Here is a 13,820-nt window from a genome sequence, read left to right as displayed (position 1 = left end):
CTGATTGAGGAACGGGCCCTTTTTTATAGTGCAATCAGCAGAGGCGGTCGATGACCCGCACTTGCGAGGTGTTCTGCATCGACTCCCAAGCCTGGGTCAGCGTTTGCAGGACGCGTCCCATGAAGTCCTTGTCCGCGGCGGCCTTCTTGCCGACGTAGCCCTGGCCGCGACGGTACATCTTCAGCCGGGCACACAGGTCTTGTGTGTTCTTTTCGAACTCGTCTTCCTGGGTGTAGGGAGACAAGCAGTCCATATGCACCTGGCCAGTCTTGCTGATCCACAGGATATGGTTGTCGAGAGTGTCTTTGTGCGCTGCGAACATGCGAGCCAGTTCATCAATAGATGGTTGATTATTCAGATTCATGTGTAAGCCCCTTGACCATTTGGTTGATCTGTCTGGTGGTTCGCAAAAACTTCGCTTCTCGGTAAGTGCCTGCCTGCTACCGAAATCAGGCCGTCAGCGTTCGTCCGTCGAACTTCGACGGGGTCGTGCATCGGTTGTGTAGTGTTATCGAAGGGCTGCTACGCAAATGCGCTACAACGAAGAGAAACAGCGAAGAATCGTCAGGCATTGTCAACTTTCGAGGGTCGACCACGCGCGTCATGAGGATCTTCGCCGACGTTTCTCGTCCTTGTTACCGGACGGTCATGTCAGGTCAGCACCTTCAATCTGCCTTGTGGGCAGTCCCTTATCCAAAAAACAGCTCGGCGGTCAGACGAGCTTGCTCAAACAGTTGCCTGTACTCCCGATCGGGGAGACGTCTGCATCATGCAAGGGCAAATCGGAGGCGTCAACGGTTTTGTAGTGATTATTTTTGATCACTACATATTGTCGGACAAAATGGTTTGGGTATGAAAAATTGGGCTTAAGCCGAGCCCTGTGGCGAGGGAGCTTGCTCCCGCTGGGCTGCGTAGCGGCCCCTCTGTCAAATCCCTCGATGACCCTGACCCACCGCGCCGCCAGGTTTTAGGGCCGCTTCGCGCCCCAGCGGGAGCAAGCTCCCTCGCCACAGGTTCTGTGTTTGGCATCATCTGATTGACTAGGCTCAGGTCGCCTTGGCCTTGCTCGCCTTGCGCGGTGCACCGGCCGCCTTGCGCTTGGCTGGCTTGCGCTTGTTCTTCCACGGAGTTGCGCCCCGTCCGGCAGGGCTGGCCGGGCCGTTGATGGTCAGGCTCATGCCCTGGCAGCGGGCGATGTGCTTGCTCATCCACGCGGCTTGCCGGGTCACGAATTCTTCCAGGCTCATTTCACCGCTTTGCACCATGTCCAGCGCTTGCTCCCAGATGGCGGTGGTGCCCGGGTCGGCGATGGCGCGGGGCACGGCGTCGATCAGGCTGAAGGCCGCCGGGGTGGCGGAGAGGGCCTTGCCGTTTTTCACCAGGTAACCGCGGTCGAGCAGCCCTTGGATGATCGAGGCCCGGGTCGCTTCGGTGCCGATGCCGGTGGTGTCCTTGAGCTTTTGCTTGAGCAGCGGGTCCTCCACCAGTTTGGCGACATTCTTCATGGCCTTGATCAGGTCGCCTTCGGTGAATGGCTTGGGCGGTTGGGTCCACAGGTCCTTGAGCTTCACCTCGTCCACCGCGCAGTCACGACCCTCGGTCAGCGCCGGAAGGGTTTGCGGCGTCGGTGCTTCACGGCCCTTTGCTGGCGCCAGCGCTTCGGGCAGGGCGCGTTTCCAGCCGGGTTCGACGATTTGCTTGCCCACGGCACGCAGTGCCTGGCCGGCACAGTCGAAGTCGGCCTGGGTCCGGTCGTACTCGTGGTTGGGCAGGAACTGCGCCAGGTAGCGCGCACGAATCAGCGTATAGACGGCTCGCTGCTTGCTGGCGAGCTTGTCGAGGTTCTTCGCGGCGGCGGTGGGGATGATGCCATGGTGGGCACTGACCTTGGCGTCGTTCCAGGCTCGGGATTTACGCTGCGGCTGCAGGTGTTCGCGCAGCGGCGCAAGGCTTGGATCGGCCTGGGCGAGGGCGGCCAGGATGGCCGGTGCTTCGCTGTGCTGGCTCAAGGGCAGGAAACCGCAATCGCTGCGGGGATAGGTGATGAGTTTGTAGGTTTCGTAGAGCGACTGGGCAATGTCCAGGGTTTCCTGGGCGCCGAGGCCGAGCTTCTTCGAGCAGATTTCTTGAAGGGTGCCCAGGTCGAACGGCAGCGGCGCCGCTTCGCGCAGGCGCTCGGTACGCACTTTCAGCACCCGGGCAGTGGCGGCATTGCCCATGGCCTGGGCGGCATCGCGGGCCAGGGCCTGGTTCAGGCAACGCTCCTGATCGTCGCAAGCATCCGGATCGGCGCGCCACTGGGCGGTAAAGGCCGTGCCTTCGTGGCTGAGCTGCACGTCGATGGCCCAATAGGCGACCGGCACGAAGTTGGCGATGCTGCGGTCGCGATCCACCACCAGCCGCAGCGTCGGTGTTTGCACGCGGCCCACCGGCAGCACGCCCTGGTAGCCGGACTGGCGCCCCAGCAGCGTGAACAGGCGACTCATGTTCATGCCGATCAGCCAGTCGGCCCGGGAGCGGCCCAGGGCCGAATGGTACAGGTTGAAGGTTTCGGCGCCCGGCTTGAGGGTGGCCAGGGCCTTGCGGATCGACGCTTCGTCCAGGGCCGATAGCCATAGCCGCTGGATGGGCCCGCGATAGCGGCAATGTTCCACCAGCTCCCGGGCGATCATTTCGCCCTCACGGTCGGCGTCGGTGGCAATCACCAGTTCCTTGGCTTCCCCCAGCAGGCGCTTGACCGCCTTGTATTGCCCAGCGGTTTTCGGCTTGACGGTCATTTTCCATTGCGCCGGCACGATAGGCAGGTCAGCCAGCACCCAGCGCTTGTAGCGGGCGTCGTAGGCGTCTGGCGGGGCGGTTTCCAGCAGGTGACCGATGCACCAGGTGACCGTGACGTTCGCGCCCAGCCAGCAACCGTCGCCACGGCGCGTGGCGCCGAGCACGGCTGCGATGTCCTTGGCCTGGGACGGCTTTTCACACAGGTACAGCTGCATGGCACCCAATTCCTAAACAGATTTCATGGGGCTGTAGCATGGTCATGGATGCGCGCCGGGGCAAGTTTTATCTGTATGGATATACAGATAAAAGCGTTGCGCTGCGTTGCAACGGAGTGTCTAAGTCGACGTTCGGCGGTCTCTTGGCAAGCAGAATGAATTTCTCGAAAGGGTATCGCTCATAACTTCAAGGCGGCTGAAACCGCACAGAAGGTTTATGAGGTCAGGGAGAGTCACTTACATGAATTCGATGCCAAAGGGCAACGGACAGGCGACGACACGTTTGATTCTCGTTGTTGAAGATGATCCGACGATCCTGGAGTTCCTCTGCGAAATCCTGGAAGAGGAGGGGTTTGTCGTGGAGCCTCGGGAAAGCGCCGACGCGGCGCTTACGTTTCTTGAGGAGAGCGCTGATTATGTGGACCTGCTGCTCACCGACATCACCATGCCCGGCATGCTGAATGGTGCGGACCTGGCCAATGTCACCGGGGACCGTTGGCCGCAGATACCGCTGCTGATCATGTCCGGCTTCGAAACGCCGGAAAGCGCCGGGATCAAGCACCACGCGTCTTTTATCGCCAAGCCTTGGGCGCTGGGGCAGATGTTGGATCTGGTGGAAAGCACGGTGAAAAACCACTCTGTGCACTGATTGATCCCACAGTGACGGGTTGCGGCCGGCCCGTCGTGCTCATGTTTGGGTTGCAAGCTGCGATGGCTCCCACGACAATGCGAGTCATTATCAGTCGCGAATTATTCCATTGCCATGTCCGCCAACGATCTGTCCTTACGCAGTGCCGTCGACGTTCTGTACAGCGATCATCACAGTTGGCTCCAGGGCTGGCTGCGCAAGCGCTTGGGCAATGCCTTCGATGCAGCGGACCTCACCCAGGACACCTTCGTGCGAGTCATCAAGGCTCGCTCCGCGCTGGATATTCGTGAGCCGCGACCGTATCTGTCGATGATCGCCAAAGGGCTGTTGATCGATCTGTTTCGCCGCCGCTCACTGGAACAGTCCTATCTCGAAGCATTGGCCGCCATGCCGCAAGAGCAACATCCATCGCTGGAAGAGCAAGCCATCCTGCTCCAGGCTTTGATGGAAATCGACCGCTTGCTGCTGGGGTTGGGTCCGCGCGTCAGGCAGGCGTTCATCCTGTCGCAGTTCGATGGCCTGACGTACCCGCAAATTGCCGAGCGCTTGGGCGTCAGCGTCCGCACGGTCAATAACCACATGGCCAAGGCCATGGAACATTGCTGCCTGATGCAAATTCAATTGCAGCTGTCATGAATCTGCCGCCCGAAGAGTTGAACGCCATCCGTGCCGCCGCGCAGTGGTACGCCAAGCTGCATTCCGGCATCACGACCGACGCGGATCGGGCCGGGTGGAATGCCTGGCTGAGCGCTGATCCGTTGCATGGCCAGGCCTGGCAAAGAATGACGGCGGTGGCCGAACAGATGGCGAGTGTCCCGGGTGCCCTGGCGGCCCCGGCCTTGAGTGATACCCACAACCGATCCCGCCGCCAGGTATTGCGCAGCGTGATACTGCTGACGTCCGCCAGTGGCCTGGGGTGGTTGGGCTGGCGGAGTCAGGCGACTCAGGATCTGTTTTGCGATTACCGCACCCGGGTGGGCGAGCGCCGTGAGTTTCAACTGGCGGACGGCAGCACGCTACTGCTCAACACCGACACATCAGTCAATGTTCGTTTCGATGCAAACCAGCGGCGACTGGAGCTGCTGAGGGGGGAGATTCTCGTGACGACGGCGGTTGATCCCTTGCAGCGTCCTTACAAGGTGGTCACCGGTCATGCCGAAGTACTCGCGTTGGGGACGCGTTTTATCGTCCGTGGTCAGGCGCGGGGCGGTGAAGTGGCGGTGCTGGAGAAAGCGGTCGAGGTCAGTCTGCCGGCTATTGGATCAAGGATGCGGGTCGAAGCCGGCCAACGCCTGGACTTCAATGATCGGTCACTGGGTACGCTGCGCGGCAACGATGTGTCGGTGGGTGCCTGGCAGAAGGGAAGCATCATTGCCATTGACCGTCCCCTGGCGGCGCTGCTGGAGGAGCTTTCGCGTTACCGCAACGGTGTGCTGCGTTGTGATCCCGCCATTGGCGACTTGAAGGTTTCGGGCGTGTTTCCCGTCGATGACACTGACCTCGCCCTGGCGGCACTGGAGAGTGGCTTTTCGTTGCGAGTGACCCGATACAGCCGTTTCTGGGTCCAGGTATCGAGTGACAACCGCGGTCACTGATGCCGCGGCGCGATAAAAAAATACTGTCCTGCACTTTTCATTCGCATCGTTCGGCTCTTCCTCAGTGAGTTTTTATCGACCGTATTGGGGAGGGGAAGCATGTCTTGGGTGAGCGCGCCAGGTCGTCTGGTGTTTGCAGTGAAAATCGGCTTGCTGGCAGTCGCTACGGGCAGCGCCGGGGCCGTGAGTGCCAGCCCGGTTCCAGAGGCTTCGGCGCAGCAGCGTTTGGCGCAGGCCTACGATATCGGGGCCGGCAGCCTGGTGGATGTCCTGACCCGTTTCTCCAGCGCCGCCGGTGTCGCCATTTCGTTCGATGCCCGGCAACTCCAGGGCCTGCAATCGCCCGGCCTGAAAGGTTCGTTTGGCGTGGGTGACGGGTTTGCCCGCATTCTGGGTGGCAGCGGCCTGCAAGCCGCCCTCCAGGCCAACGGCACGTACGTACTTCGTCCTGTGCCCGGCAACGGTTCGGCAATGGAACTGGGGGTCACCACCATCGACGGGCAGAGGCTCGGCGCGACCACTGAAAACAGTGGCTCCTACACAACTGGGGCGGTCACCATCGGCAAGGGCGAGCACTCGCTGCGCGAAACGCCGCAATCGGTGACGGTGATCACCCGCAAGATGCTCGATGACCAGAACCTGAACACCATCGATCAAGTGATGGAAAAAACGCCTGGAATCACCGTCTACGACTCGACCATGGGCGGCAAATATTTCTATTCCCGCGGGTTCCGGATGTCCGGCCAGTATCAATATGACGGCGTTCCGCTGGACATGGGCAACAGCTATGTCCAGGCCGACAGTTTCAGCAGTGACATGGCGTATTACGACCGTGTCGAAGTCCTGCGCGGTGCGGCCGGGATGATGAAGGGCTCGGGCGGCACCTCCGGCGGCGTCAATTTCGTCCGCAAACGCGGCCTGGCCACGGCGCAGACTGAACTCAGTCTCTCGGGCGGCACCTGGGACAACTACCGTGGACAGATCGATACCGGCGGCCCGTTGAATGATTCCGGCACCGTGCGGGGCAGGGCGGTGATCGCCGAGCAGAGCCGGCATTATTTCTACGATGATGCCCGGCGCAAGGACCAGATCTATTACGGCGCCCTGGACTTCGATCTGTCACCCGACACGACGCTCGGTCTGGGCGTTGCCTATGAAGACGTCGATGCAAGTCCCTGCTGGGGCGGGCTGCCTCGCTACAGGGATGGCAGCGATCTGAAACTCAGCCGCTCCACTTGCCTGGATCCGTCGTGGAATACCTGGCGCAGCCAGCGGACCACGGTGTTCAGCGATCTCAAGCACCAGCTCAATGACGACTGGGCCGTGAAGGTGGCCGGTGTCTATACGAAAAATACCCAAGACATCAAATACGCGTTTGCATCGGGCTCGGTGGCGCCGGGCTCCTCGACCACTAACATGCTGGGCAGCATGTATGACTATGACCAGGTCGATTACGGCCTCGATGCCTACCTGGACGGCAAATTCGATGCCTTTGGGCAGCAGCACGAATTGATCGTCGGCTTCAACACCAGTCGTTCGGACAAAGACGACTTCTTCTCCGTCGCATTGCTGCCCCAGAAGCAGAACGTATTCGATCCGGATCGCCATATCCCCGAACCGGACGACAGTTACTTCATCGAAAACTCGACGCGTGGTGGTCCGGTCAAGACCGTTACCGAGCAGCAAGGGATGTATTCGACCCTGCGCCTGAAGCTGGCGGAACCCTTGACGTTCGTGGTGGGCAGCCGGGTGAGCTGGTACAGCTCCAAGACCGACTCGGTATTCCTCATCGGCGGCTCGGAACACGCCAAGAGCACGGAGACGGGCCAGGTCACCCCGTTTGCCGCCGTGTTGCTGGACCTCAACGAACACCTGACGGCCTACGCCAGTTACTCGGACATTTTCACGCCCCAAGGCAACTACCGCTCCGAAAGCGGTTCGGCACTCAAGCCTCTGGTGGGTGAAAGCTATGAGCTGGGAATCAAGGGCGAATGGTTCGAGGGACGCCTGAACAGTGCCTTCAACCTGTTCCGCACGTTGCAGAAAGACCAGGCCCAGACCGACTACATCTCAAGCTGTTCGTCCTCGGACGGTTTCTGCTATGAGAACGCCGGCAAGGTGCGTGCCCAGGGCTTCGAGGCCGAGATCAGTGGTGAAGTCATCGAGCGCTTGCAACTGCTTGCCGGTTACACCTACACCCAGACCAAGACCCTCGATGACATCGACACCAGCCTCAACGGCGGCTCTTTCAACAGCTATGTACCACGCCATGTGCTGCGGCTGTGGGGCGATTACGCCCTCGATGGGGCTTTTGAACGGTTCAGCGTCGGCGCGGGCGTCAATGCACAAAGCGACAATTTCCGGGTGTCGCCGGCGACCGGCGAGAAGATCACCCAGGCAGGCTATGCGGTGTGGAACGGTCGCATCGGCTATCGCATCGATGACACCTGGTCGTTGGCACTCAACGGCAACAACCTGTTCGACAAGCGCTACTACACCACCATCGGGACCGAGGGCTTCGGTAACTATTACGGTGAGCCGCGTAACTTCACGATGACGATGAAGGCGCGTTTTTGACCCATGAGGCACGCCGTTCGTGGCGAGGTGCAAGCGCCCTCGCCACGGATCGTCCTCAGTTCTTATCCAGGTCCACGTTCCGGGTTTCCCGCAGGCAGATCATGCCCACCACCAGGCTCACCCCGGTAATCACCACCGGGTACCACAGCCCATAGAAGATATCTCCGGTGTAGACCACCAGGGCGAACGACACGGTGGGCAGGAAGCCGCCAAACCAGCCGTTGCCGATGTGGTAGGGCAGGGACATGGAGGTGTAGCGGATCCGGGTCGGGAACAGCTCGACCATCAACGCCGCCAGCGGTCCGTAGCACATCGCCGAGATGATGATCAGGGCCACGATCAGGGCCACGATCATCGGCCGGTTGATCTGCTGGGCGTCGGCCTTTTGCGGATAGCCCGCCAGGGTCACCGCGCCGCGCAGGGCGGCTTCGTCATAGCCTTCGAGCTTCACGTCACCGACGCTGACCTGCACCGTGCTCCCGGCCGGGGCTGCGACGCTGCTGTAGGGCAGGCCTTGCTTGACCAGGAAAGTCTTGACCTTGTCGCAAGGGCTGTCGAAACGCGCCTTGCCCACCGGGTCGAACTGGAAGGTGCAGGTAGCCGGGTCGGCGATCACGGTGATCGGTGCCTGACGGCTGGCCTGGTCGATGGCCGGGTTGGCGTAGTGGGCCAGGGTCTTGAAGATTGGAAAATACAGGGCCGTCGCCAGCAGCAGGCCGATCATCAGTACGGGTTTGCGCCCGACCTTGTCCGACAGCCAGCCAAAAAAGATGAAGAACGGTGCGCCGATCACCACGCTGACGATTAGCAGGCTGTTGGCCAGGGCGGGGTCCATCTTCAGGAACTGGGTGAGGAAAAACAGCACATAGAACTGCGCGGCGTAGAAGGTCACCGCTTGCCCGGCGTTGATGCTGAACAGGGCGATCAGCACCACTTTGAGGTTTTCCCATTTGCCAAAGGATTCGCGGATCGGCGCCTTGCAGCACTTGCCTTCTTCTTTCATTTTCAGGAAGGCCGGCGACTCGTGCAGGCTCAGGCGAATCCAGGTGGAGATGCCCAGCAGCAGGATCGACAGCAGGAACGGAATGCGCCAGCCCCAGACTTCGAACTGATCGCCGGTGAAGTAGCGGCAGCCCAGCACCACCAGCAGCGAGAGCAACAGCCCCAGCGTGGCGGTGGACTGAATCCAACTGGTGTGGAAGCCGCGCTTGCCCATCGGCGCGTGTTCGGCGACGTAGGTGGCGGCGCCACCGTACTCACCACCCAAGGCCAGGCCCTGGAGCATGCGCAGCACCACCAGGATGATCGGCGCGGCGATGCCGATGCTGGCGTAGTTGGGCAACAGGCCGACGCAGAACGTTGCCAGGCCCATCAGCACGATGGTTGCCAGGAATGTGTATTTGCGCCCGATCATGTCCCCCAACCGGCCGAACACCAGCGCACCGAACGGCCGCACGATGAAACCGGCAGCGAACGCCATCAGCGCGAAGATGAACGCCGTGGTGTCGTTGACCCCGGCGAAGAACTGCTTGCTGATCACCGCCGCCAGGGCGCCATAGAGGAAAAAGTCGTACCACTCGAACACCGTCCCCAGGGACGAGGCGAAGATGACTTTCTGGGTTTCCTGGCTGGTGCCGGCGCTGCGCGTGGCTTCCAGGGGCTGAACATGTTCAGACATTGCGGTATCCCTCACAGTGATTGTTTTTGTTGTTCCACTGTCGACGCCGGGTGGGCGTCTCCTGCTTTGACACGTTCCTTTTGCTTACACATTTCCCGTGTGGGAGCGAGCTTGCTCGCGATAGCGGCCTGTCTGTCACATATAAGTTGAATGTGCCGCCGTCATCGCGAGCAAGCTCGCTCCCACAGGTGTCTCTGTTGTTCTTCAGACCGTAGCAGGTGCTTGTTCGATGCTGGTGTTCCTCGTCGCGGGGTTGAGCATCATCTGCGCCGCCTTCTCGGCAATCATCAACGTTGGCGAGCACGTGTTGCCCGAGGTGATGCGCGGCATGATCGAGGCGTCGGCGATGCGCAGGCCCTTGATGCCGTGGACCCGCAGTTGCGCATCCACCACGGCGTCGCGGTCCTGGCCCATGCGGCAGGTGCCGACCGGGTGGAAAATCGTCGTACCGATGCGGGCGGCGGCCTGGTGCAGTTCTTCTTCGGTTTGCAGGCTGGGGCCCGGCAGGTATTCCACCGGTTTGAAGGCCTGCAGCGCCGGGGCCGCGACGATTCGGCGGGTCAGGCGGATGGCGTCGGCGGCGACCCGCAGGTCTTCGGGATGGCTCAGGTAATTGGGCTGGATCAGCGGCGCTTCGTGCGGATCGGCGGAGCGGATGTCCACCCGGCCACGGCTTTGCGGGCGCAGGTCGCAGACCGACGCGGTGAACGCCGGGAAGCTGTGCAGCGGTTCGCCGAAGCGTTCCAGGGACAACGGTTGTACGTGGTATTCGAGGTTGGCCGAGGTCTGTTCCGGTCCCGAGCGGGCGAACGCGCCGAGTTGGCTGGGGGCCATGGACAGCGGGCCGCTGCGGTCGTACAGGTAGCGCAGGCCCATGCCCATCTTGCCCCACAGCGTGCCGGCGATCTGGTTCAGGGTGCGCGCGTTTTCCAACTGGTAGATCAGCCGCAGTTGCAGGTGGTCTTGCAAGTTGCTGCCGACACCGGGCAGTTCGTGGGTCACGCCGATGCCCAGGCGTTGCAGCGGGCTGCGCGGGCCGATCCCGGAACGTTGCAGGATCCCCGGCGAACCCACGGCCCCGGCGCACAGGACGATTTCCTTGCGAGCCTTGAAGGTCATGCCTTTGCCTTGCCAACGGGCGCTGACGGCGTAGGCCCGGTCGTCGCGTAACAACACGCGATCGACTTCAACGTCGGTCAACACCGTGAGGTTGGGGCGCTGGCGAACCGGTTTGAGAAAGGCCTTGGCCGCGTTCCAGCGGACCCCGGCCTTCTGGTTGACCTGGAAGTAGCCGCAGCCTTCATTGTCGCCGCCGTTGAAGTCATCGACGTTGGGAATGCCGCTCTGTTCGGCGGCGGTGCGAAACGCATCGAGAATCGGCCATGACAGGCGTTGGCGTTCGACTCGCCATTCGCCGCCGGCACCGTGGAATTCGGAATCGCCGGCAAAGTGGTTTTCGCTCTGCCTGAACAGCGGCAGCACGTCTTTCCAGGCCCAGCCGGGATTGCCCTCGGCAGCCCAGCCATCGTAGTCCGCAGCCTGGCCGCGCATGTAGATCATGCCGTTGATGGAGGAGCAACCGCCCAGGACCTTGCCGCGTGGGTAGCTCAGGGCCCGCCCTTGCAGGCCCGGTTGTGCTTCGGTCTTGAAGCACCAGTCTGTGCGTGGGTTGCCGATGCAGAACAGGTAGCCGACCGGGATGTGAATCCACGGATAGTTGTCGCGCCCACCGGCCTCGAGCAGCAGCACCCGATGGTGCGGGTTGGCCGAGAGCCGGTTGGCCAGCAGGCATCCGGCAGGGCCGGCGCCCACGATCACGTAATCGTATTCATCGACGACAGGTTGCATTCGCGACCTCATTTTTTGTTCTTGTGGGGTCCATCCTAGTTGTTAGTTTTCGTCAAAAGAATGTTAGTTTTTGCGCAGCCACTGTGCGTTTATAAACAGCCGTGTCGTCAGGCGTTGTTCAAGGAGGGTCCATGTTCGACTGGAATGACCTGCGCTACTTTCTGGAACTGCAGCGCAGCGGGCGCTTGCTGACGGCCGCACGGTGCCTGAACACCACTCACGCCACGGTGGCCCGGCACATCGAAGCCATCGAGAAGAGCCTGGGTACCGCGCTGTTTGTCCAGCACGCCCAGGGTTACCAACTTACCCCGGCCGGCGAAGCGTTGCTCAAGCACGCCGAGGCCATGGAAAACGTGGCCCTGCTGGCCCAGGAGGACATCACCCAGTCCAGCGCGCCCCTGGGCAAGATCCGCCTGGGGGTGACCGAAGGGTTGGGCATCATGTTCCTGGCCAGTCGCATGGACGGGTTGTTCCAGCGTTATCCGGGGTTGGAAGTGGAGCTGGTGGCGGTGCCGCGGTTTGTCAGCATTCTCAACCGTGAAGCGGAAATCAGCATCCACCTCGAACGCCCGGCCGCGGACCTGCTGGTGACCCGCAAGCTCACCGACTACAGCCTGGCGCTGTACGCCAGCCAGGCCTACCTGGATCGCTCGCCCGCGCTGCGCAGCCGCGAGGACCTGGCGCGCCACGCCTGGATCGGTTACGTCGATGACCTGCTGTTCAGCCAGGAACTGATGTTCCTCAACAGTTTTTGCCGCAACCCGCGGGTGGTGTTCCACAGCACCAGCGTCATCGCCCAGCAACAGGCCGCGCGCTCGGGCCTGGGGATCGCCGTGTTGCCTTGTTACATGGCCAGCAGCGACCCGATGCTGGTACCCCTGCTGCCAGACGAAACCATCCGCCGCAGCTACTGGATCAGCACCCGCCGTGAGCTGCACAAGTCTGTGCGGTTGAGGGTGCTGTGGGATTACGTGGTGCAGTTGTGCGAGCGTGAGCAGGGGTTGTTACTGCCCTGATCACGCAATCCCGAGACATGATTAACACCTGTGGCGAGGGAGCTTGCTCCCGCTGGGCTGCGCAGCAGCCCCAAATCATTCAACAAGTAGGTAGGTTTTTACGGCTGCTGCGCAGCCGAGCGGGAGCAAGCTCCCTCGCCACAAGGACTTGTGCAGTCAACCTGTGAACTGACTGGCGGCGCTTGTCAGAAAAAACCCGAAAGAGTACAAATGTACTCCATGACGACTCTCACCCCCCGCCGTACCGCCATCCTGACCTTCATCCGCGAACGCATCGCCGAGCAGGGCCAGCCCCCCAGCCTCGCTGAAATCAGCGAGGCGTTCGGTTTCGCCTCCCGCAGCGTGGCGCGCAAGCATGTGCTGGCGCTGACCGAAGCTGGTTTTATCGAAGTCAATCCGCACCAGGCCCGGGGTATCCGCTTGCTGAACCAACCAGCGCGCCCCGAGCTGCTGGACGTTCCGGTGCTGGGGCGAGTGGCGGCCGGCTTGCCGATTGGCGCTGATGCCGAGGTCCACAGCCGTCTGATGCTGGATCCGGCGATGTTCACCAAGGCGCCGGATTACCTGCTGCGGGTCCAGGGCGACTCGATGATCGGGGACGGTATTCTCGACGGCGACCTGGTGGGCGTGCAGCGCACCCCCCAAGCCTCCAACGGCCAGATTGTCGTGGCACGGCTCGACGGTGAAGTCACCATCAAGCGCTTCGAGCGCATCGGCGAACGGGTGCGCCTGCTGCCGCGCAACCCGGCCTACCAGCCGATCATCGTCGAAGCCGATCAGGACCTGGCCATTGAAGGGGTGTTCTGTGGCCTGTTGAGGCAAGGCTGATGGGCGCTGTCGTTGCGCTGGACACGCTGTTCAATGGCGGCCAGGTCTGGAAGGGCCGGCCTGCGCCTCCGGCCGCCAGCCCGCAACCCACCGGCCATGCGGCACTGGACGCGGCGCTGCCCAGCGGGGGTTGGCCGGAAGCGGCGCTGACGGAGTTGCTCATCGCCGCACCGGGCGTGGGTGAGTTGCAACTGGTGTGGCCGACCCTGGCGCGGTTGTCGGCGGCAGGGGAGCGGATTGTGCTGGTGGCGCCGCCGTTCGTGCCCTATCCCCAGGCTTGGCAGAACGCCGGGGTAGACCTGCGCCAATTGTCTGTGATCCGGGCCGATGAACGCGATGCCCTGTGGGCCACCGAACAATGCCTGCGTTCAGGCAGTTGCGGCGCGGTGCTGTGCTGGCCTCGCCAGGCGGACGACCGGGCCCTGCGTCGCCTGCAAGTGGCGGCGGAAACCGGCCAGACTCTGGCGTTCGCCTGGCGCTCGATCCAGGAAGCCATCAACCCGTCGCCAGCGGCCTTGCGCATCGCCATTGATGCCCGGCCTGGGCAATTGCGCGTGCTCAAGTGCCGGGGCGGGCTGGCCCGTTCGGCGCCGATTGCCTTTACCACGTTCACCTCACCGACAGAGCATTGAGGTT

11 protein-coding genes are annotated in these 13,820 nt (G+C 62.1%); 7 read left to right on the top strand and 4 right to left on the bottom strand.

Annotated elements, in window-relative coordinates; genetic code table 11:
* Positions 1-34: 34 nt before the first annotated feature.
* Both CD58_RS19005 and CD58_RS19000 read right to left on the bottom strand, forming a co-directional pair.
* Complete coding sequence (locus tag CD58_RS19005) at positions 35-364, bottom strand: hypothetical protein (protein WP_025214576.1); 330 nt, start codon at positions 362-364, stop codon at positions 35-37.
* Between the two features lie 682 nt (positions 365-1,046).
* Entirely contained in the window at positions 1,047-2,993 is a 1,947-nt protein-coding gene (locus CD58_RS19000) for a DNA topoisomerase III (RefSeq protein WP_025214575.1), read from the bottom strand.
* 241 nt (positions 2,994-3,234) lie between these two features.
* Here CD58_RS19000 and CD58_RS18995 point away from each other — a divergent pair, with 241 nt between their 5' ends.
* The 4 genes from CD58_RS18995 to CD58_RS18980 all read left to right on the top strand — a co-directional run bounded on the left by CD58_RS18995 (position 3,235) and on the right by CD58_RS18980 (position 7,814).
* Positions 3,235-3,642, top strand: coding sequence for a response regulator (locus CD58_RS18995; RefSeq protein ID WP_025214574.1), 408 nt, complete (start codon positions 3,235-3,237; stop codon positions 3,640-3,642).
* 114 nt (positions 3,643-3,756) lie between these two features.
* The gene (locus tag CD58_RS18990) at positions 3,757-4,278 is read left to right on the top strand and encodes a sigma-70 family RNA polymerase sigma factor (protein ID WP_025214573.1); all 522 of its coding nucleotides are present in this window, start codon (positions 3,757-3,759) and stop codon (positions 4,276-4,278) included.
* Complete coding sequence (locus tag CD58_RS18985) at positions 4,275-5,237, top strand: FecR domain-containing protein (RefSeq protein WP_025214572.1); 963 nt, start codon at positions 4,275-4,277, stop codon at positions 5,235-5,237. The genes CD58_RS18990 and CD58_RS18985 overlap by 4 nt, the downstream gene beginning before the upstream one ends.
* Before the next feature lie 99 nt (positions 5,238-5,336).
* Positions 5,337-7,814 carry a TonB-dependent siderophore receptor gene (locus CD58_RS18980; protein ID WP_025214571.1) on the top strand — a complete coding sequence of 826 codons (2,478 nt, stop codon included), beginning with the start codon at positions 5,337-5,339 and terminating at the stop codon, positions 7,812-7,814.
* A gap of 55 nt (positions 7,815-7,869) precedes the next feature.
* On the opposite strand, the gene CD58_RS18975 is transcribed toward CD58_RS18980, so the two are convergent.
* Positions 7,870-9,492: an MFS transporter gene (locus CD58_RS18975; RefSeq protein WP_025214570.1), complete on the bottom strand. Its 1,623-nt coding sequence runs from the start codon at positions 9,490-9,492 to the stop codon at positions 7,870-7,872.
* 204 nt (positions 9,493-9,696) lie between these two features.
* Positions 9,697-11,340, bottom strand: coding sequence for a GMC family oxidoreductase (locus tag CD58_RS18970; protein ID WP_025214569.1), 1,644 nt, complete (start codon positions 11,338-11,340; stop codon positions 9,697-9,699).
* Between the two features lie 131 nt (positions 11,341-11,471).
* On the opposite strand from CD58_RS18970, the gene CD58_RS18965 reads away from it, so the two are divergent.
* From CD58_RS18965 to imuA, 3 genes are all read left to right on the top strand, one after another.
* Entirely contained in the window at positions 11,472-12,356 is an 885-nt protein-coding gene (locus CD58_RS18965; protein WP_025214568.1) for a LysR family transcriptional regulator, read from the top strand.
* A 210-nt stretch (positions 12,357-12,566) separates the two neighbouring features.
* Positions 12,567-13,184: a transcriptional repressor LexA gene (gene lexA / locus CD58_RS18960; RefSeq protein WP_025214567.1), complete on the top strand. Its 618-nt coding sequence runs from the start codon at positions 12,567-12,569 to the stop codon at positions 13,182-13,184.
* Positions 13,184-13,816: a translesion DNA synthesis-associated protein ImuA gene (gene imuA / locus CD58_RS18955; protein WP_025214566.1), complete on the top strand. Its 633-nt coding sequence runs from the start codon at positions 13,184-13,186 to the stop codon at positions 13,814-13,816. The genes lexA and imuA overlap by 1 nt, the downstream gene beginning before the upstream one ends.
* Positions 13,817-13,820 lie beyond the last annotated feature (4 nt).

The sequence above is a fragment of the Pseudomonas brassicacearum genome, from assembly GCF_000585995.1.
In the GTDB taxonomy this organism is placed as follows: domain Bacteria; phylum Pseudomonadota; class Gammaproteobacteria; order Pseudomonadales; family Pseudomonadaceae; genus Aquipseudomonas; species Aquipseudomonas brassicacearum_A.
Note: the sequence above shows the minus strand (reverse complement) of the source record. Positions and strands in the feature narration are given on the sequence as shown.

Bases quoted from the DNA above. Each gene is read 5' to 3' on its own strand.
- CD58_RS19005 (WP_025214576.1), bottom strand. From the start codon at position 364: ATGAATCTGAATAATCAACCATCTATTGATGAACTGGCTCGCATGTTC.
- CD58_RS19000 (WP_025214575.1), bottom strand. From the start codon at position 2,993: ATGCAGCTGTACCTGTGTGAAAAGCCGTCCCAGGCCAAGGACATCGCA.
- CD58_RS18995 (WP_025214574.1), top strand. From the start codon at position 3,235: ATGAATTCGATGCCAAAGGGCAACGGACAGGCGACGACACGTTTGATT.
- CD58_RS18990 (WP_025214573.1), top strand. From the start codon at position 3,757: ATGTCCGCCAACGATCTGTCCTTACGCAGTGCCGTCGACGTTCTGTAC.
- CD58_RS18985 (WP_025214572.1), top strand. From the start codon at position 4,275: ATGAATCTGCCGCCCGAAGAGTTGAACGCCATCCGTGCCGCCGCGCAG.
- CD58_RS18980 (WP_025214571.1), top strand. From the start codon at position 5,337: ATGTCTTGGGTGAGCGCGCCAGGTCGTCTGGTGTTTGCAGTGAAAATC.
- CD58_RS18975 (WP_025214570.1), bottom strand. From the start codon at position 9,492: ATGTCTGAACATGTTCAGCCCCTGGAAGCCACGCGCAGCGCCGGCACC.
- CD58_RS18970 (WP_025214569.1), bottom strand. From the start codon at position 11,340: ATGCAACCTGTCGTCGATGAATACGATTACGTGATCGTGGGCGCCGGC.
- CD58_RS18965 (WP_025214568.1), top strand. From the start codon at position 11,472: ATGTTCGACTGGAATGACCTGCGCTACTTTCTGGAACTGCAGCGCAGC.
- lexA (WP_025214567.1), top strand. From the start codon at position 12,567: ATGTACTCCATGACGACTCTCACCCCCCGCCGTACCGCCATCCTGACC.
- imuA (WP_025214566.1), top strand. From the start codon at position 13,184: ATGGGCGCTGTCGTTGCGCTGGACACGCTGTTCAATGGCGGCCAGGTC.